This window comes from Pseudomonas sp. NPDC086581, assembly GCF_044746165.1.
Taxonomy (GTDB): Bacteria; Pseudomonadota; Gammaproteobacteria; order Pseudomonadales; family Pseudomonadaceae; genus Pseudomonas.
In genome coordinates, this window is sequence record NZ_JBIVBR010000014.1 from 45,283 (window position 1) to 64,159 (window position 18,877).

Annotated in this window: 16 protein-coding genes; 6 read left to right on the forward strand and 10 right to left on the reverse strand. The window is 64.7% G+C overall.

What is annotated here, in order from left to right; genetic code table 11:
* The first annotated feature begins 95 nt into the window (after positions 1-95).
* The 3 genes from ACIPK7_RS25035 to ACIPK7_RS25045 all read left to right on the forward strand — a co-directional run bounded on the left by ACIPK7_RS25035 (position 96) and on the right by ACIPK7_RS25045 (position 3,474).
* Positions 96-776: a Fe2+-dependent dioxygenase gene (locus ACIPK7_RS25035; RefSeq protein WP_192431616.1), complete on the forward strand. Its 681-nt coding sequence runs from the start codon at positions 96-98 to the stop codon at positions 774-776.
* A gap of 6 nt (positions 777-782) precedes the next feature.
* Positions 783-1,577, forward strand: a complete 795-nt coding sequence (locus tag ACIPK7_RS25040; protein WP_192431617.1) for a tetratricopeptide repeat protein — start codon at positions 783-785, stop codon at positions 1,575-1,577.
* 97 nt (positions 1,578-1,674) lie between these two features.
* A complete protein-coding gene (locus ACIPK7_RS25045; RefSeq protein ID WP_192431618.1) occupies positions 1,675-3,474 on the forward strand; it encodes a phosphoethanolamine transferase CptA in 1,800 nt (599 codons plus the stop codon).
* A gap of 330 nt (positions 3,475-3,804) precedes the next feature.
* Here the strand turns inward: ACIPK7_RS25045 and ACIPK7_RS25050 are convergent, their stop codons facing one another.
* The 5 genes from ACIPK7_RS25050 to ACIPK7_RS25070 all read right to left on the reverse strand — a co-directional run bounded on the left by ACIPK7_RS25050 (position 3,805) and on the right by ACIPK7_RS25070 (position 9,024).
* Positions 3,805-4,968, reverse strand: a complete 1,164-nt coding sequence (locus tag ACIPK7_RS25050) for a type III PLP-dependent enzyme (protein ID WP_192431619.1) — start codon at positions 4,966-4,968, stop codon at positions 3,805-3,807.
* 553 nt (positions 4,969-5,521) lie between these two features.
* On the reverse strand, positions 5,522-6,688 hold the full coding sequence (locus tag ACIPK7_RS25055) for a betaine/proline/choline family ABC transporter ATP-binding protein (protein WP_401090860.1): 1,167 nt from the start codon (positions 6,686-6,688) through the stop codon (positions 5,522-5,524).
* A 2-nt stretch (positions 6,689-6,690) separates the two neighbouring features.
* Positions 6,691-7,356, reverse strand: coding sequence for an ABC transporter permease (locus ACIPK7_RS25060; protein WP_401090862.1), 666 nt, complete (start codon positions 7,354-7,356; stop codon positions 6,691-6,693).
* A 1-nt stretch (position 7,357) separates the two neighbouring features.
* The gene (locus ACIPK7_RS25065) at positions 7,358-8,281 is read right to left on the reverse strand and encodes a glycine betaine ABC transporter substrate-binding protein (RefSeq protein ID WP_401090864.1); all 924 of its coding nucleotides are present in this window, start codon (positions 8,279-8,281) and stop codon (positions 7,358-7,360) included.
* A 26-nt stretch (positions 8,282-8,307) separates the two neighbouring features.
* Positions 8,308-9,024, reverse strand: a complete 717-nt coding sequence (locus ACIPK7_RS25070; RefSeq protein WP_401090866.1) for an ABC transporter permease — start codon at positions 9,022-9,024, stop codon at positions 8,308-8,310.
* 448 nt (positions 9,025-9,472) lie between these two features.
* Between ACIPK7_RS25070 and ACIPK7_RS25075 the strand changes: the two genes are divergently transcribed.
* Together ACIPK7_RS25075 and ACIPK7_RS25080 are read left to right on the forward strand one after the other, a co-directional pair.
* The gene (locus ACIPK7_RS25075) at positions 9,473-10,744 is read left to right on the forward strand and encodes a cation:proton antiporter (protein ID WP_401090868.1); all 1,272 of its coding nucleotides are present in this window, start codon (positions 9,473-9,475) and stop codon (positions 10,742-10,744) included.
* A 127-nt stretch (positions 10,745-10,871) separates the two neighbouring features.
* Positions 10,872-12,455, forward strand: a complete 1,584-nt coding sequence (locus ACIPK7_RS25080) for a peptide chain release factor 3 (RefSeq protein ID WP_017517575.1) — start codon at positions 10,872-10,874, stop codon at positions 12,453-12,455.
* 80 nt (positions 12,456-12,535) lie between these two features.
* Here ACIPK7_RS25080 and ACIPK7_RS25085 read toward each other — a convergent pair whose 3' ends face one another.
* Positions 12,536-13,549, reverse strand: a complete 1,014-nt coding sequence (locus ACIPK7_RS25085; RefSeq protein WP_401090870.1) for a succinylglutamate desuccinylase/aspartoacylase family protein — start codon at positions 13,547-13,549, stop codon at positions 12,536-12,538.
* A gap of 128 nt (positions 13,550-13,677) precedes the next feature.
* Between ACIPK7_RS25085 and ACIPK7_RS25090 the strand changes: the two genes are divergently transcribed.
* Complete coding sequence (locus tag ACIPK7_RS25090; protein WP_192431625.1) at positions 13,678-14,301, forward strand: TetR/AcrR family transcriptional regulator; 624 nt, start codon at positions 13,678-13,680, stop codon at positions 14,299-14,301.
* Between the two features lie 57 nt (positions 14,302-14,358).
* On the opposite strand, the gene ACIPK7_RS25095 is transcribed toward ACIPK7_RS25090, so the two are convergent.
* The 4 genes from ACIPK7_RS25095 to ACIPK7_RS25110 all read right to left on the reverse strand — a co-directional run bounded on the left by ACIPK7_RS25095 (position 14,359) and on the right by ACIPK7_RS25110 (position 18,800).
* Complete coding sequence (locus tag ACIPK7_RS25095; protein ID WP_401090872.1) at positions 14,359-15,108, reverse strand: ABC transporter permease; 750 nt, start codon at positions 15,106-15,108, stop codon at positions 14,359-14,361.
* A gap of 13 nt (positions 15,109-15,121) precedes the next feature.
* Positions 15,122-15,832, reverse strand: a complete 711-nt coding sequence (locus tag ACIPK7_RS25100; protein ID WP_401090874.1) for an ABC transporter permease — start codon at positions 15,830-15,832, stop codon at positions 15,122-15,124.
* Between the two features lie 72 nt (positions 15,833-15,904).
* Positions 15,905-16,690 carry a transporter substrate-binding domain-containing protein gene (locus ACIPK7_RS25105; protein WP_401090876.1) on the reverse strand — a complete coding sequence of 262 codons (786 nt, stop codon included), beginning with the start codon at positions 16,688-16,690 and terminating at the stop codon, positions 15,905-15,907.
* Between the two features lie 70 nt (positions 16,691-16,760).
* Complete coding sequence (locus tag ACIPK7_RS25110; RefSeq protein ID WP_401090878.1) at positions 16,761-18,800, reverse strand: aminotransferase class I/II-fold pyridoxal phosphate-dependent enzyme; 2,040 nt, start codon at positions 18,798-18,800, stop codon at positions 16,761-16,763.
* Positions 18,801-18,877: the final 77 nt, after the last annotated feature.

The following is an 18,877-nucleotide window of genomic DNA, read 5'->3' on the forward strand; positions in this document are numbered from 1 at the left end:
ACTTTCGCCCTGTCGGAAGCAGGGGTATGGCGGTTGTACCGGAATGTTGCAAATTATTATCATTGGCAAATTATCGAATCAGATGGAACCGGCCCATGCTGCTGCACATCCCTGGCGTGTTCACCCGCGATGAGGTGACGCGCATCCGCGCCGCCCTGGAACAGGCCGAATGGGGCGATGGCAAGGTCACCGCCGGCTACCAGTCGTCCCGCGCCAAGCACAACCTGCAACTGCCGCAGGACCACCCGCTGGCCCGCGAGATCGGCGAGGCCATGCTGCAACGCCTATGGAACAACCCGCTGTTCCAGTCGGCCGCGCTACCGAACAAGGTCTTCCCCCCGCTGTTCAACTGCTACACCGGTGGCGGCTCGTTCGACTTCCACATCGACAACGCCGTGCGCGACACCCAGGGCGGCCGCGAGCGCGTGCGCACCGATGTCTCCTCGACCCTGTTCTTCAGCGACCCACAGGACTACGACGGCGGCGAACTGGTGATCCAGGACACCTACGGCACCCAGCAGGTCAAGCTGCCGGCCGGCGACCTGGTGCTCTACCCCGCCACCAGCCTGCACAAGGTCAACCCGGTGACCCGTGGCGCCCGCATCGCCTCGTTCTTCTGGACCCAGAGCCTGGTGCGCGAGGACAGCCAGCGCGCCCTGCTGTTCCAGATGGACCAGTCGATCCAGGCGCTGACCCGCGACGTGCCGGACCATCCGGCGCTGATCGAGCTGACCGGCACCTACCACAACCTGCTGCGCCGCTGGGTGGACGTCTGACCCGCCATGAGTTTCGTCCTGCGTCGCACCGAAGAAATCAACGTCGAAGACCTCACCGGCCAGCTTGCCGATGACCCGCGACAGACCGCCCGCCTGATCGTGACCGGCGCCCGCGAGGGTGACCTCGAAGCCCAGGCATTGCTTGGTCAGATCCTCCTCGACGGCCACGGCATCAAGCAGGATGTCGACCTCGCCCTGACCTGGTTCGGCATTGCCGCCGAGCGCGGCCACGCCATGGCGCGCAACATGCTCGGCCGCTGCCTGGAGCATGGTTGGGGCTGCGCGAAGGACGAGGCCGGCGCCGCCCGTCATTACGCCATCGCTGCGCAGCAGAAACTCGATTGGGCGATGTACAACCTCGCCAACCTGCTCTCCACCGGCCGTGGCGTGGAACGCGACGACGCCCGCGCACTGGCGCTGTACCAGAGCGCAGCGACGCTGGGTCACGCCAAGTCGATGAACCTGGTCGGGCGCTTCCACGAGGAGGGCCTGGTGGTGCCGCGCGACCTGGAGACGGCGCGCCAGTGGTACCGTCGATCGGCCGAGGCCGGCGACTTCCGTGGTCAGTTCAGCCACGCTTCGGTGCTCGCCGAGCGCGGCGACCTGCCAGCCGCGCGCATCTGGCTGGAACGCGCGCTGGAAGGCGGCAACCTCAACTTCCTGCGCGTGGCCCGCCACCAACTCGCCGCCTCCATGCCGCCGCGCCTACGCGAGCTGACCCTGGCCTACTTCCAGCGCGCCGCCGAACTGGGCGACGAGTCGGACCTGCGTCACCTCGCCGAGCAGATGGGCGTCGCCTGACGCCCCTTGACGTAATTTTCACGCCCGCTTTGCTAGCTTCGCCGGCTACCCTGGCTGCCGGAGTGTTCGGCAGCCGCCACGTAACGACGAGGCGCAAGTGTCGAACACCACATCCCCCGTAGCGCGCAAACGCGTGGACTGGGCCGCCCTGGGCTGGCTCCTGCTGTTCTTCTGGTATTTCTCCGGCGTTACCCAGGCGCTGATCCTGTTCAGCGGCACCACCGGCTTTGCCGGTTTCCGCGACGCATTCTTCCTCAGCAGCCTGTGGCTCGCACCGCCGCTGCTGCTGCCGCGCTTCACCAAGGGTATCGCCGCCGTCATCGGCCTGGTGCTCTGGGGCGCCTCGCTGGTGGGCCTGAGCTACTTCGGCATCTACAAGCAGGAGTTCTCGCAGAGCGTCATCTTCGTGATGTTCGAGTCGAACACCGCCGAAGCCGGCGAGTACTTCAGCCAGTACTTCAGCCTCTGGCTGTGCCTGGCGCTGCTGGCCTACAGCGTGGTCGCCGTGGTGCTGTGGAAGCGCATTCGCCCGATCAGCATGCCGGCCTATGCCCGCGTGCCGCTGGCCGTGCTGCTGGTCGTGCTGAACCTGTTCTACCCCTTCTACAAGCAGATGGTCACCCAGGAGCGTACCTTCGCTCAGGCGCTGGAAAAGGTGCAGTCGCGCATGGAGCCGGCGGTGCCGTGGCAACTGGTGGTGGGCTACGTCCAGTACCGCCAGCAGCTGGACAATATGCAGAAGCTGCTGCAACAGAACGCCTCCCTGCCGCCCCTGCAGAACCTCAAGGACAGCAGCGGCGACGAACCGCGCACCCTGGTGCTGGTGCTGGGCGAATCCACCACCCGACAGCACATGCACCTGTACGGCTACGGCCGCGACACCACGCCGAACCTCGACGCCCTCGCGGCCAGCGGCCAGGGCCTGACGGTATTCCAGAACGTGGTCGCGCCGCGTCCCTACACCATCGAGGTGATGCAGCAGATCCTCACCTTCGGCGATGAGCAGAACCCGGACAAGTTCCTCACCGATCCGTCGCTGATCAACCTGATGAAACAGGCGGGCTACAAGACCTTCTGGATCACCAACCAGCAGACGATGACCAAGCGCAACACCATGCTCACCACCTTCTCGCAGCAGACGGACGAGCCGGTGTACCTGAACAACCAGCGCAACCAGAACGCCAGCCAGTACGACGGCGTGGTACTGGCGCCGTTCGAGAAGGCCCTCCAGGACCCGGCGCAGAAGAAGTTCATCGTGATCCACCTGCTGGGCACGCACATGGACTACCGCTACCGCTACCCGGACGAGTTCGCCTACTTCAAGGACCGCCAGGGCGTGCCCTCGGCGCTGTCGGATGACCAGGTGGAAACCTACAACTTCTACGACAACGCGGTGCGCTACAACGACTTCGTGGTGTCGAGCCTGATCAAGCGTTACTCCGAGTCCAACGCCAACGGCTTCATGGTCTACCTTTCCGACCACGGCGAGGACGTCTACAGCTCGGGCAACCACGACCGCCTGGGCCGCAACGAAATGGCCCCGACCCGGCCGATGTACACCATCCCATTCATGGTCTGGACCGCGCCAAGCTGGCAGGCCGAGCACCCGCGCGACCTGAAGGCGGTGGCGGATCGCGCCTACAGCAGCTCACACCTGATCCATACCCTGTCCGACCTCGCCGGCCTGAGCTACGACCGTTACGAGCCGGCAAAGAGCCTGGTGAGCCCGCAGTTCGCCGTTGCCCCGCGCTGGATCGGCGACCCGTACAAGAAGGACGGCCTGCACGAGTTCGACCAGCTGCCGCAGGACCAGCCCGCGCCGCAGGAAATCGCCAAAGATGCCAACGCCCCGGCCACAGCCCAGGCACCGGAGCAGATGAAACCCAAGGAGGGTTGAGGCTCCCGTGATGCCATGAAACGCCCCGCCCCTGCGGGGCGTTTTTCATTGTGCCTATCGAGAATGAGCGTGGCTTTTTGTAGGAGCGAGCTTGCTCGCGAATCCACCGACCTGCAGGGCATGCTGTTCGCGAGCGAGCTCGCTCCTACAGGTTGCGTTTCGCTTTGCTCTGACCCGATGGCTCAGTTTGCAGGGCGCATAACGCGCCAGCGTTATCCGCCGCTCAGGCAGCGGCGAATAACCTGTTCCAGGTTATTCGCCCTACGAAAAGCGCCGCCGGCAGATAAAGAAAAGCCCCGCATCAGCGGGGCTCTTTCAGCACAGCGAGGCTTACAGGTAAAAGGACTTCAGCGGCGGGAAGCCGTTGAATTCCACCGCGCTGTAGCTGGTGGTGTAGGCGCCGGTGGACAGCCAGTACAGGCGGTCGCCAGCGGCCAGGTTCAGCGGCAGGCCGTACTTGTAGTGCTCGTACATGATGTCCGCGCTGTCGCAGGTCGGGCCGGCGATCACCACTTCTTCCAGCTCGCCCGCCTTCTCTACGTGGATCGGGAACTTGATGGACTCGTCCATGGTTTCGATCAGGCCGGAGAACTTGCCTACGTCGGTGAACACCCAGCGCTCGACCGCGGTGCGCGACTTGCGCGCCACCAGCACGACTTCGCTGACCAGGATGCCGGCGTTGGCGATCAGCGAGCGGCCCGGCTCCAGGATGATTTCCGGCAGCTCGTCGCCGAAGTCTTCCTTGAGGAAGCGGATGATCTCTTCCGCGTAGGTTTCCAGGCTGTTGGTCTTGGCGATGTAGTTGGCCGGGAAGCCGCCGCCCATGTTGATCAGCTTCAGCTCGATGCCGTCTTCTTCCTTCAGGCGCTCGAAGATGACCTTGACCTTGGCAATCGCCGCGTCCCACACGCCGATGTCGCGCTGCTGCGACCCCACGTGGAAGGACACACCGTAGGGCACCAGACCCAGGTCGCGGGCCAGCACCAGCAGGTCCATGGCCATGTCGGACTGGCAGCCGAACTTGCGCGACAGCGGCCAGTCAGCCGAGGTGGAGCCCTCAGTGAGGATGCGCACGTAGACCTTGGAGCCCGGCGCGGCCTTGGCGATGTTGCGCAGGTCGGCTTCGGAGTCGGTGGCGAACAGGCGCACGCCCTTCTCGTAGAAGTAGCGAATGTCGCGGGCTTTCTTGATGGTGTTGCCGTAGCTGATCTGCTCGGCGCGCACGCCGGTCTTCATCACCTTGTCCAGCTCGTAGATGGAGGCGATGTCGAAGTTCGAACCCTTGTCGCGCAGCAGCTCGGTGATCTCGGTGGCCGGGTTGGCCTTCACCGCGTAGTAGATCTTGGCGAACGGGAAGCAACCGGTCAGTTGGTCGTAGGCGTCGGCGATGGTCTGCTTGTCGATGACGACGAAGGGGGTTTCCTGCTTGTCGGCAAACGCCTTCATTCGCTGGAAGGTTTCGGGGGCGAAGTAATCCTCGACCTTGATGGACATGGTTGGGACTCCAAATGGCAGAACAGGTTATTCGTAGGGGTGAAGCTGAACGTCGAATCCGTTTCCCCACTTTGGTTCGCCTACTTCCCAAGGCATGTCGCCGAGTATCACCGGTACCGGTCAATGGCGCCGGTGCCTCTCGTCGTCAGTACTTGAGCCGGATGGATCGTTTCCAGCATGGACGTTCGGGCGCGAACTTTAGGACCTGAAGTTCGTGAGTTCAACCCTGAATTGCCGCTTTTTTACATCCCTTTGTCGCACTGCCGGTTGACTGTTTCGGATACTCAACAAAATGCACGGAATACCGCACAGAACGGGGCTTTCGACGCGTTTCTGCATCATCGTCCTACTGAGTTAACGACCGGTGACAGAGGGGGGAGTTCAGCGTTTCGGGATGGGTGGTGCGAGAGGTGATTTCGTGAGGAGTGCAGTGGGGAAAATCGGAGCTGGGTGTGCCCTCTCCTTGAAGGGAGAGGGCAGGGAGAGGGCAGCCATCCGCAGCGAAATCAGCATTCGCACCGAAGAATCAGACGCCCAACCTTCACCTGTAAAGTCAGGAAGCCTGAGCAACCTCCGCCGGCGACACGATGTTGGTCTTGCGCCCACGCGAGCGCCCCGAGCTCAGGTAATCGGCGATCGACTCCTGAGTCACCTCGCCGAGGAACTGCCCTTCGGCATCCAGTACAGGCAGCCAGGAGCTGTTGAACTCGTACATGCGCGACAACAGGATGCGCAGGTGCTCGTCATGGCTGGCCGTCACGCGGAATTCATTTAGGAAGTTGCCGCATACTCCATCCTGGCGACGCAGCTCCTTGCGGCGCACGTAACCCAGGCCCTTGCCGTTGGCATCCACCACCACCAGGTAACGTCGGTCGTCCTCCTCCATCCTCTCCAGCGCTTCGGCCACCGGCGTGTCCGGGCTGGCGGTGACGATGCTGCTGTCGGCCGCATCCTCGGCGCGCACCAGCAGCAGGCGCTTCAAGGTACTGTCCTGGCCGGTGAAGGCGCTGACGAACTCGTCCGCCGGGTGCGCCAGCAAGGTGTCCGGATGGTCGAACTGGAGCAGGCGGCCACTCTTGAACACCGCCACCTTGTCGCCCAGCTTGATCGCCTCGTCGATGTCGTGGCTGACCATGATCACGGTCATCCCCAGCTTGCGCTGCAGTTCGAAGAACTCGTTCTGGATCGACTCGCGGTTGATCGGGTCCACCGCGCCGAAGGGCTCGTCCATCAGCAATAGCGGCGCATCCGCCGCCAGTGCGCGGATCACGCCGATGCGCTGCTGCTGCCCGCCGGACAGCTCACGCGGGTAGCGCGACAGGTACTGCTTGGGCTCGAGCTTGACCATGGACATCAACTCGCGCGCCTTGTCCTTGCACTTCTGCTTGTCCCAGCCGAGCAGCCGCGGCACGACCATGATGTTTTCCTCGATGGTCATGTTGGGGAACAGGCCGATCTGCTGGATCACATAGCCGATGTGGCGGCGCAGGGTCACCTCGTCGAGCTCGCGGGTGTCCTGACCATCGATCAGTACGCGCCCGGAGGTGGGCTGGATGATCCGGTTGATCATCTTCAGCGTGGTGGTCTTGCCACAGCCGGAGGGGCCGAGGAACACGCAGATCTCGCCCTTCTCCACAGTCAGGCTGACCTTGTCCACGGCACGGAACTCCTTGCCGTCCTTGAGGGTGAAGGTCTTGGTCAGTTGGTCGAGTTCGATCATGTTCAGTCTCCTGTCTGCGGGCGCAGGCCCTTCGGGGTGAGCGCACGCTGCAACCATTGCAGCAGCAGGTCGGCGGCGATGGCCAAGAGGCTCACCAGCACGGCGCCGACCACCAGCATGGGCATGTTGGATTGGCTGATGGAATTGAGGATGAGGACGCCGAGGCCACCGGCACCGATCACCGCGGCGATGGTCATCACGCCGATGTTCATCACCACGGCGGTGCGCACGCCAGCGAGGATCACCGGCACGGCGATGGGGATGTCGACCATCCGCAGGCGCTGCCAGAAAGTCATGCCGATGCCCTTGCCGGCTTCGCGGATGCCGGGTTCGACATTGGTCAGCGCGAGGTAGGTGTTGCGCAGGATTGGCAGCAGCGAATAGAGGAACACCGCGGTGATCGCCGGCAGCGGGCCGAGGCCCTGGCCGATCTTCGAGTAGAGCGGCAGCATCAGGCCGAACAGCGCGATGGACGGAATGGTCAGCACCACGGTGGCTGCACCCTGCAGCGGGCCCGCGAGCCAGCGGAAGCGCGTCATCAGCACGCCCAGCGGCACACCGACGACGATCGCCAGGCCCACGGCGATGGACACCAGCATCAGGTGTTCTAGCGTCAGTTGCCCGACCTGCGCCCAGTCCAGGCGCGAAATCACGGTCATGAAGTCCATGTCAGTTTTCCTCCCCGGTGGGCTGAGTTTTTTCGCCCAGCAGGCCGTGCTCGCGCAGGAACTTCTGCGCCACCCGCTGGGGCGGCTCCTGCTCGATGTCGACCTGGGCGTTGAGCGCCTGCATGGTCTTGTCGTCGAGCAGGTCGGAGATGGGCTCGAACAGGGTCTTCAGCTCCGGGTACTTCTGCAGCGCATCGGCGCGCAGCACCGGGGCGGCGTTGTAGAAGGGGAAGAAGTGCTTGTCGTCTTCCAGCACGCGCAGCTTGAAGTCCTTCAGGCGGCCGTCGGTGGTGTAGACGAGGCCGACGAACACCTGGCGATTCTTCAGCGCGGTGTAGACCAGCCCGGCGTCCATCTGCCGCACGTCGTCGCGGGTGAAGTGGAAGCCATAGAGCTCACTCATCGGCCCGAGGCCATCGGGGCGCCCGGCGAACTCCGGGTCCATGGCGAACAGGTGGGTTTTCTGCTCCCCCTGCTCCCTCATCACCCGCGCCAGGTCGCTGAGAGTGCGCACGCCGAGCTGTTCGGCCTGCTCCTCAGGCATCGCCAGCGCATAGGTGTTGTTGAACGGCGCCGGCTTGGACCAGACCAGCCCCTTCTTGCCGTCCAGCTCGCGGACCTTGGCCAGCGATTGCTGGGCGTCCAGCTTGTCCTTGACCTTGTTGTAGACGATCAGCGACGAGCCGGTGTACTCCCAGACCAGGTCCAACTGGCCGCTCTCCTGAGCGCTGCGCGCCAGGGTGCTGCCCAGGCCGTTGGTGACCTTAACCTGGTAGCCCTTGCTCTGCAGGTACTGCGCGGTGATGGCGGTGAGGATGCGTTGTTCGGTGAACGGCTTGCCGCCGATGCGGATCACATCGGCCGCGTGCGCCGTCCCGGTAGCGACGGTGAGCAGCAAGCCCAGCGCGCCGAGCAGTCGTTTCATACCCGTTCCTTTGAAATCGAGAGCATTCATTGCGTCAGCCCCCGTTCCAGCATGGTTCGGCTGAACAGCACCACCAGGCCATCGAGCAACAGCGCCAGCAGCGCGGTGCACACGGCGCCGAGCAGCAGCTTGGACTGGTCGTCCAGGGCGATGCCGGGGAAGATCAGGCTGCCCAGGCTGTTGGCGCCGATCAGGAAGGCCAGCGGCGCGGAGCCTACGTTCAGCGCCAGGGCGATACGCACGCCTCCCATGATCAGCGGCACCGCATTGGGCAGTTCGACCCGCAGCAGCACCTGACGCGGCGTCATGCCAATGCCGGTAGCCGCTTCCTTGAGCGAGGCCGGCACGGCGCGCAGGCCTTCGTAGGTGTTGCGCACGATGGGAAGCAAGGAGGCGAGGAACAGGGCGAGGATCGCCGGACCGTTGCCGATCCCGACAATCGCCAAGGCAATGGCCAGTACGGCCAGCGGCGGGATGGTATTGCCGACGTTGAACACCTGCATCAGGCGTTCGGCCTGCCCCTGCAGGGCGGGCCGGCTGAGCAGGATACCGGCGGGGATACCGACCGCGACGGCGGCCAGCATGGACACGAACACCAGGAACAGGTGCGCCTGCAGGTAGAACAGCAGGTCATCGCGGTACTGCCACAAGGTGGCAGGGGTGATCCAGTGGATCAGCAGGGCCAGCACAACGACTGCAAAGCAGACGCCGAACAGGGCCTTGCCCGTGGTGGACTTCACCATGGTTGGGGGACTCCCTTCGGGTGCGCGGCGACTGGCATCGCCACGCTCACTTGACTCCCGATCCCGTCCAGAAAGCTAGTTGGGACCGTGATTAAACGCGACGGGAATCAAGTACTTGCGGATGCATTTGCGGATCACCGTCGCGAAGGGGTGGACCCCCGTCCGTGCGCTTACGTTCAATAAAATTGCCATCCTTGTGCCACCGTGCGCAGGCGAAATTGCCGTAACCCCCCATGGTCCGTGGCCTGTGGGCAACAAAGTTTTTTTTCAAGAAAGCCGTCGACTCGGATGAACCATCACCCAATTACGCTTGCCCAACGCCGAATGCGCCCGGTGAAGACGCATTAGGTTTCGCTCAGCGGTTATCATCGGGCTCCTTTCGCGTGCCCCCGACCCATGGATAGGTCACTCGGGGCCGGCGTCTTGCCTAACACGGAGATCCATCGCCATGCTTGATCTGGCTGCGGCGTTCATCGCGCTGACCACCCTGCTCACCTACGTCAATTACCGCTTCGTCCGCCTGCCGCCGACCATCGGCGTCATGGCCACCGCCCTGGTCTTCTCCTTCATCGCCCAAGGCATGTCGCTGCTCGGCTACCCGGTCCTGGAAGTCGAGATGCAGCAGATCATCAGCCGCATCGACTTCTCCGACGTGCTGATGACCTGGTTCCTGCCCGCCCTGCTGTTCGCCGGCGCGTTGCACGTGAACCTCGCCGACCTGCGCAACTACAAGTGGCCCATCGGCCTGCTGGCCACCTTCGGCGTGCTGATCGCCACCACCGTGATCGGCTACCTGGCCTACTACACCTTCGCCCTCTTCGGCTGGCACGTGGACTTCATCTACTGCCTGCTGTTCGGCGCGCTGATCTCGCCCACCGACCCCATCGCGGTGCTGGGCATCCTCAGGTCCGCCGGCGCGCCCAAACCGCTGGCCACCACCATCGTCGGCGAGTCGCTGTTCAATGACGGCACCGCCGTGGTGGTCTTCACCATCCTGCTGGGCATCCTGCTGGCCGGCGAGACGCCCACCGTATCCACCATCGCCTGGCTGTTCGTACAGGAAGCCATCGGCGGCATCCTCTTTGGCGCCGCCCTGGGCTACGGGGTATTCCTGATGATGCGCGGCATCGACCAGTACCAGGTGGAAGTCATGCTGACCCTGGCCCTGGTCATCGGCGGCGCAGCACTGGCGGCACGGCTGCACGTATCGGCGCCGATCGCCATGGTGGTGGCCGGCCTGATCATCGGGAACCAGGCCCGGCAGTACGCCATGTCCGACGAAACGCGGCGCTATATCGACAAGTTCTGGGAGCTGATCGACGAGATCCTCAATGCCCTGCTGTTCGCCCTGATCGGCCTGGAGCTGCTCCTGCTGCCGTTCAACTGGCTACACGTGGTCGCTGCCTTCGCCCTCGGCGGAGCGGTGCTGATCTCGCGCCTGCTCACCGTGGCCCCGGCCATCCTGGTGCTGCGCCAGCGGGAGAATGGCCGCCGCCAGGTGCCTGCCGGCACCATCCGCATCCTTGTCTGGGGCGGTCTGCGCGGCGGCGTGTCGGTGGCGCTGGCACTGTCCCTGCCGCTGGGCGAGCAGCGCGACCTGATCCTCAGCCTGACCTACGTGGTGGTGCTGGTGTCGATCCTGCTCCAGGGCCTGTCCATCGGCCCGCTGGTGCGGCGCATCTACAAGGGCGCCGAGCCCGACGCCGACAACCACCACTGACGGCCCCTTCAAAGGCCAAGCGCCTTGCGTCGCCGGGTCTGCCGGCGACGCTGCTGTTTACGCTATAATCCCGCGCTTTTCGGGCCGCTTACCGCCCGTCTTCACCGAATCGACCAGGCACCCATCCATGAGCATCCAAGCCGCCGAAGTCGCGAAGCGCCGTACGTTCGCGATCATTTCCCACCCCGACGCCGGTAAGACCACCATTACCGAGAAGCTCCTGCTGATGGGCAAGGCGATTGCCGTCGCCGGTACCGTGAAGTCGCGCAAATCCGACCGCCACGCCACCTCCGACTGGATGGAGATGGAGAAGCAGCGCGGCATCTCCATTACCACCTCGGTGATGCAGTTCCCCTACCGCGAGCACATGATCAACCTGCTCGACACCCCCGGCCACGAAGACTTCTCCGAAGACACCTACCGCACTCTGACCGCGGTGGACTCGGCGCTGATGGTCCTCGACGGCGGCAAGGGTGTAGAGCCGCGCACCATCGCCCTGATGGAAGTCTGCCGCCTGCGCGACACGCCCATCGTCAGCTTCATCAACAAACTCGACCGTGACATCCGCGACCCGATCGAGCTGCTCGACGAAATCGAAGCGGTGCTAAAGATCAAGGCCGCGCCGATCACCTGGCCGATCGGTTGCTACCGCGACTTCAAGGGTGTGTACCACCTCGCCCAGGACAAGATCATCGTCTACGTGCCGGGCCACGGCCACGAGCGCATCGAGACGAAGATCATCGACAAGCTCGACTCGGACGAGGCGCGCGCGCACCTGGGCGACCTCTACGACAACTTCCTCGAAGAACTGGAGCTGGTGCAGGGCGCCTGCCACGAGTTCGACAAGGACGCCTTCCTCAAGGGCGAGATGACCCCGGTATTCTTCGGTACCGCGCTGGGCAACTTCGGTGTCGACCAGGTGCTCGACTGCATCGTCGACTGGGCTCCGCAACCGCTGGAGCGTGGCGCCCACGAGCGCACCGTGGCGCCGACCGAGGAGAAGTTCTCCGGCTTCGTGTTCAAGATCCAGGCAAACATGGACCCGAAACACCGCGACCGCATCGCCTTCATGCGCATTTGCTCTGGCAAGTACGAGAAGGGCATGAAGATGCGCCACGTGCGTTTGGGCAAGGACGTGAAGATCGCCGACGCGCTGACCTTCTTCTCCAGCGAGCGTGAGCAACTGGAAGAGGCCTTCGCCGGCGACATCATCGGCCTGCACAACCACGGCACCATCCAGATCGGCGACACCTTCACCGAAGGCGAAGCGCTGGGCTTCACCGGCATCCCGCACTTCGCCCCGGAACTGTTCCGCCGCGTGCGCCTGAAGGACCCGCTCAAGTCCAAGCAGCTGCGCCAGGGCCTGCAGGAACTGGCCGAGGAAGGCGCTACCCAGGTGTTCTTCCCCGAGCGCAACAACGACATCATCCTCGGCGCCGTCGGCGTGCTGCAGTTCGACGTCGTCGCCAGCCGCCTGAAGGAGGAATACAAGGTCGAGTGCGCCTACGAGCAGATCAACGTCTGGTCCGCGCGCTGGATCGAGTGCAAGGACGAAAAGAAGCTCAAGGAGTTCAAGGACAAGGCCTTCGAGAATCTCTCCGTGGACGGCGGCGGCCACCTCACCTACCTGGCCCCGACCCGCGTCAACCTGAGCCTGATGGAAGAGCGTTGGCCGGACATCACCTTCCGCGCCACCCGCGAACACCACTGAGTTCGCCGCTCCCGAAAACGCCCGCCTTGTGCGGGCGTTTTCATTTGCGCCGATCGGATTCTCGCAGGAGCAATTCTGCGTTACGGATCAAGTGCGCCCGAACTCCAGGTACTGGACGTCGCACTGCCGGTCAGCTTGGCGGCGATGGCGCCCAGAGGGATCAGCCGGTCGCGATAGCGTGTGGCAAGCAGCCCGCTCTGCGGTGCGTGCAGGATGTGCTCGCTGCTGGCATCGCCGGGACGGGCAATGATGCGCGCGAAGCGCTCGCCCGCCTCGATGTACTCGCCCAGCTCGCGTTCGAAAACCAGCACGCCGGCCGCCGGGGCGAACACGGTTTCCATGAAGCCCATGGGCGTGGCTATGCCCTTCCACTCCGGCAACGGCCCGGCATCGTTCACCACGCCACGGGCTCCCAGGAAGCGGTAGAGACCGTCGGCATCCTGCTGCGCCAGCGCGTCGCTCACGTCGCCCTGGCCACGCAGCTCGACGGTCGCCACCAGGCGTCCGGCGAAGCGCTGCTCGGCCTGCCACGGGGCGATTACCACCTCTTCGAACGCGCCGTCGCCATCGCCTTCCCAGATGATCGCCAGCTCCGCGCACAGCGCAGCGGCGAGGTCCTGCGCGGCAGGCCAGAAACACTCGTGGATGTAGACGTACTGCAGCGCCTCGTCGTCGGTGTGCAAGTCGAGCACGATGTCCGCCGGCGCGGCCAGTTCGGCCAGGCGTTTCTGCCACAGCGTGAGGTTGTCCAGGGTGCCGCTGGCAGCCGCCGAGGCGATGAAGCCACGATTGAAGTTGCGGGAGGTCGCGTCGTGGTTCCGACCGAGAATCCGTCCCTGGCGGAATTGCCCGATGCCGATGGGATTGGCCTGCGGCACCACCGTCACGCTGCCATTGAGCGCACTGCGTTCGGCGGCTTCGCGCAGGCGTGGCAGCAGCTCGTGAAGCACCAGCATCCCGGCGATTTCATCGGCGTGCACGCCGGCCTGCAGGTGCACCTTCGGCCCCGGTCTGCCGCCGTCGATACGCCAGGCGCGCACACGCAGTTCGGCACCGGAATCACCGGGTACGGCGAAGGATACGTCCTCGATCATCTGTCTTCTCTCCTCTGTCTGGCCTCTGTCTGCTCTCTATCCAAAAGGCCCGTGGAAATCTTCCTCGTCGCCTCCTAGTATCGAAACCGTTCGCCGCTCGCCGGCACCACGCAACACAGGACGCCCCCTTGGATATCCCCCGCCAGAAAGCCCAGCGTGCCACCCCCGAGGAACGCCGCGATCACCTCGTGCGCGCCTGCCTCAAGTGCCTGGTCGCCGATGGCCATGCGGGCATCTCGGTGCGTCGCATCGCCAAGGAGGCTGGCGTCGCCGTGGGCTTGGTGAACCACCATTTCGGCAGCATCGACGCGCTGGTCGCCCAGGCCTACGAAACCCTTGCCAGCGAGGTCACCCAGGCGCTCTACCAGCAGGTCGACGCAGTCGGCAACGACCCCGCCGCACGCATGGAAGCCTTCCTCACCGGCTCCTTCTCGCCCCAGGTGCTGGACCCCGACCTGCTCAGCCCCTGGGTAGTGTTCTGGAGCCTGATCCGCCATTCACCGCCGGTGAACGAGGCGCACGAGCGCGGCTACCACAGCTATCTCGCCATCCTGGAAAAACTCATCAGCGAACTCGCCAGCGCCGAAGGCTTCAGCGTGGCGCGCCCGCGCCTGGCAGCCATCGGACTCTCCGCCATGCTCGACGGACTGTGGCTGGAGTGGTGCCTGAACCCAACCAACTTCAGTGCCGCCGATGGCCTGGAACTCAGCCGCTGCTGGGTGGAAGGACTCCGCCGCGGCGCCTACGCGTGAGGTACGGCAAGGATCTGCCGCGCGTTGGCTGGATGTCGTTGGGCGAGTAATGAAATCTCAAACTGCCGTCCTTGCACGGCGCTTAGCCAGCCATGAACGCTGCGTCATCTTCTGCGCCTCGCGGCGAACCGGCGTGGTGCGCTCCAGCATGGCGAACAGCGCCTCGATGATGAAGGTCAGGCAGATGTAGATTGCCGCCACCAGCAGCAGCGGCTGGTAGACCTGGAAGGTCTGCGCGCGCACCACGTTGGCGGCGCCGAGCAGGTCGACCACGGCGATGGTAGAAGCCAGCGCGGTGGACTTGAGCAGCATCACGCTCTCCCCCGCCAGGGTCGGCAGCAGCAGGCGAATCGCGCGCGGCAGCCACACGCGGTAGAGCACCAACCTGCGGTTCATGCCGAATGCCGAAGCCGCCTCCAGTTCGCCGCGCGGCACGGCCTTGAGGCCGCCGCGCACCACCTCGCCAACGTAGGCGCCGACCGAGAGGATCAGTGCGATGACGATGTACCAGAAACCATCGCGCAGATACGGCCAGAGGAAGCTGCCGCGGATCAGCGGGAACTGCGCGAACAGGCTGCCCAGGCCGTAGTAGAAGATGTAGATCTGCACCAGCAGCGGGGTGCCGCGAATCACGCTGGTGTACGCCAGCGCCAGGCGCGAGACCAGGAAGTTGCGCGACATCCGCGCCAGCGCCACGCCCAGCGCCAGGACGAAGCCCAGCGTGGCGGAAATCAGCAGGATCACCAGGGTGGTGCCCAGGCCCTTGAGCAACAGGGCACCGTAGACGAATAGCCAGTGTTCGTTCATCGCCGTGCCTCGTTCAGACCGCCGGAATCCAGCGGCGGAAGCGCCGCTCCAGGTAGCCCGCGAACAGGTTGGAAAGCACGGTGAGCACGTAATACAGCGCCGCCGCGGTGAGGTAGAAGGTCAGGTAGTGGCGGGTCGATCCGGCGGCCTGCTTGGCGGTGTAGAGCAACTCGTTGGTGCCCACCACGCTGATCAGCGCGCTGTCCTTGATCAGGTTGACCCACAGGTTGGCCATGCCGGCCAGCGCGTTGGGCGCCATCATCGGCAGGGTCACCCGGCGGAACAGGCCGAAGCCGTGCATGCCGTAGGCGCGAGCCGCTTCGATCTGGCCATAGGGAATCGACTGGATGGCGCCACGGAAGATTTCCGAGGCGTAGGCGCCCTGCACCAGGCCGAGCACGACGATGGCCACCATCATGCCGTTGAGCTTCACCTGGCCATAGCCGAGCCATTCGAAGAACTGGTTCAGGCCCATGGAGCCTACGTAGAACAGCAGCAGGATCAGCAGCAGCTCCGGCACCGCCCGGCACAGCGTGGTGTAGCCCCGCGCTAGCATCGCCAGCGGGCGCGGTCCGCTGATCTTGGCGCTGGCCGCTGCCAGGCCGATGAGCAGGCCGACTAGGAAGGCGCCGACAGATATCTGCAGGGTGACCATCAGCCCCTTGAGCAGGGCCGGGCCCCAGCCGGTGGGGCCGAAGCCGATCAGGTCGAAGATGCTTTGCATGGCCGTCTCCAGAAGGGAGGCTCAGGGTCATCCCCGTGCCCGCAGCGGGCACGGGTCCAGCTCAGGCCGGGATCACTGCTTGGGCGCGACGCTCATGCCGAAGTACTTGTCCGACAGCGCCTTGTAGTCGTCGCTGGCGAGCAGCTTACCGATGGCCTCGTCCATCTTCGCCTTCAGCTCGGTATCGCCCTTACGCAGACCAGCGCCGACGCCGCGGCCGAACAGCGGGTCGTACTTCACCTCGCCCTTGTTGACGATACCGGCCGCCTGGGCGTCCGGCGACTTGACGAAGGACGCCACGGCGATGCCGTCGGCCATCATCAGGTCGATGCGCCCGGCCACCAGGTCGGCGTTCACCGAGTCCTGGGTGTCGTAGTAGCGCACGTCTGCGATCTTCTCGTAGTACTTCTTCAGGTAGTTGGAGCTGACGGTGGAAATCTGCACGCCGATGGTCTTGCCCTTCAGGCCCTCGGGGCTGATCTGCACGTCCACCGCCTGGGGCGCGGCGACGGCCACCGGGGTGTCGTAGTAGGGGCGGCTGAAGGCGATCTGCTTCTCGCGCTCATCGGTGATCGACAGGGAGTTGAAAATCACGTCGATCTTCTTCGCCAGCAGCGCCGGGATGATGCCATCCCAGGCCACCTCGTCGATCTCGCAGGTGGCTTTCATCTCGGTGCAGACCTTGCGGATCAGGTCCGGCTCGAAGCCGACCCAGCTGCCATCGGGCTGCTTCTGCGAGAACGGCGGGTAGGGTTCGGCGGCCAGGGCGAAACGGATCGTCTCGGCATGGGCACTCGCCACGCCGGCCATCAGCATCGCCGCACCCACCATCAGATTGCACAGACCTTTCTTGTTCATCGTGATCCCCTGCATTGTTTTTTTTCAGTGTTGGGTCACGCTCATCGATGCGCCGACAGCGCGGCATCGGTCAGCGATTCTGGTGCGCGTTGACGAACTGCCGGCAGCGCTCGCTGCGCGGCCGCGAGAAGACTTCCTCGGCGGTGCCTTCTTCCTCGATCAGGCCCTTGTGGAGGAACGCCACATGGCTGGAAACGTCGCGGGCGAAAGCCATCTCGTGGGTGACCAGGATCATGGTCCGCCCCTCCTCTGCCAGCGAGCGGATCACCTTCAGCACTTCACCCACCAGCTCCGGGTCCAGCGCCGAGGTCGGCTCGTCGAACAGCATCACTTTCGGCCGCACGGCCAGCGCGCGGGCAATGGCCACGCGCTGCTGCTGGCCGCCGGAAAGGAAGGCCGGGTACTCGTGGCGCTTCTCAGCCAGGCCGACGCGCTCCAACAGCGCCTCGGCGCGCTCGCGGGCCTCGGCCTTGCTCTCGTGGAGGACAAAGGTCGGCGCCTCGATCAGGTTCTCCAGCACGGTGCGGTGCGGCCACAGGTTGAAGCTCTGGAACACCATGCCCAGCTGTGAGCGGATGCGGGTGAGCTGCTTCTGGTCGGCCACCATCGGCTCGCCGTGGCGGTTCTGGGTCAGGCCGATGGTCTCGCCATTGACCGTGACCGAGCCCTGGTTGGGAATCTCCAGCATGTTGATGCAGCGCAGCAGGGTGCTCTTGCCCGAGCCGCTGGCGCCGATCAGCGAGATCACCTCGCCCTCGCGCGCCGACAGCGACACGCCCTTGAGCACCTCGAAGTCGCCGAAGCGCTTGTGGATATCGCGCACTTCGATGACCGGCCTGGACTGCGCTTGCGGCTCTTGTAGGAGCGAGTCATGGCCGCGACCCGCCTCGACACGGGCCACATCACGGACGGAGTCTGCTCCTACGGCGTTGGCCTTCGCCGGAAGAGTTTCGACAAAACGGATGATCCGCGCACAGGCCTCCGCCATGCTCTCGTCGCTCAACCCGAAGGACAGCCGCACAAAGCCCTCCGCCTGCGGGCCGAAGGCCGCCGCATCGAGCACCGAGACGCCGGTGGCGTGGAACAGCTGCCAGGAGAAGTCCAGCGAGCTGAGGCCGGTGTCGCGCACATCGACCATGACGAACATGCCGGCCTCGGGCGACAGCACCTTCAGTCGTGGGCAATCGCTCAGCGCGGCAACCACCAGGTCTCGGCGGCGGCGGTAGATCTCGCGCATTGTCGTGACAACCTCGTCGTGACGCTCCACCGCCGCGAGGGCGGCCTCCTGCACGAAGCCCGGCAGGCCGTAGAACATGTTCAGCGCGAGGTTTTCCAGGTGCCCGACCAGCGTCGGGTTGGCGACGATCCAGCCGGCGCGCCAGCCGGTCATGGCGTGGGATTTCGACAGGCTGCCGATGCTCAGGGTGCGCTCGGCCATGCCGGGCAGCGCCGCAAAGCTCTGGTGTTCGCGCTCGAAGGTGAGGCCCTCGTAGACCTCATCCACTACTACCCAGAGATCATGGGCCTCCGCCAGCGCGGCAATGGCCAGTAGCTCGTCGCGGTCCAGCACGACACCGGTGGGGTTGCTTGGATTCGCGAGGAAGATCGCCTTGGTCCGTGCGGTGATCGCTGCGGCGATATCTCCGGCCAGCGGGCGGAAGCCGTTTTCCGGGCGGGTCGGAACCCCGACCAGCACGGCGCCGGTGGCTTTCAGCGTGGCTTCGTAGGTGACGTAGACCGGGTCGAAGGTGATGACCTCGTCGCCCTGCTCCAGCAGGCACATCGCGGCAGCAAACAGGCCGTTTTGAGCACCGGCGACGACGATGACGTTTTCGGGCCCGGCCTTTTGGCCGAAACGCCGTTCATGTAAAGCCGCGATCGCCTCGCGCAGTGCGGGTTTGCCGGCTACATCACTGTAATGGGTGTCGCCATCGCGCAACGCGGAAACGGCGGCATCGGTGATGAAGTCCGGAGTAGCGAAATCGGGGTCGCCGACGCTGAGCACTATCACGTCGCGGCCGGCTCGCTGGGCAGCGATGGCGGCGTAGTGAATGTCCCAGGCGGCGACGCCGGGTCCGACCATCCTGTCCACAAGCGACGAATAACGCATGCAAGGGCCTCATCCGAATGACGGAATGTCCTGCAGAAGGGTCCGCAGGAGCGTTGGGCCACCATAGCCAAGGATGA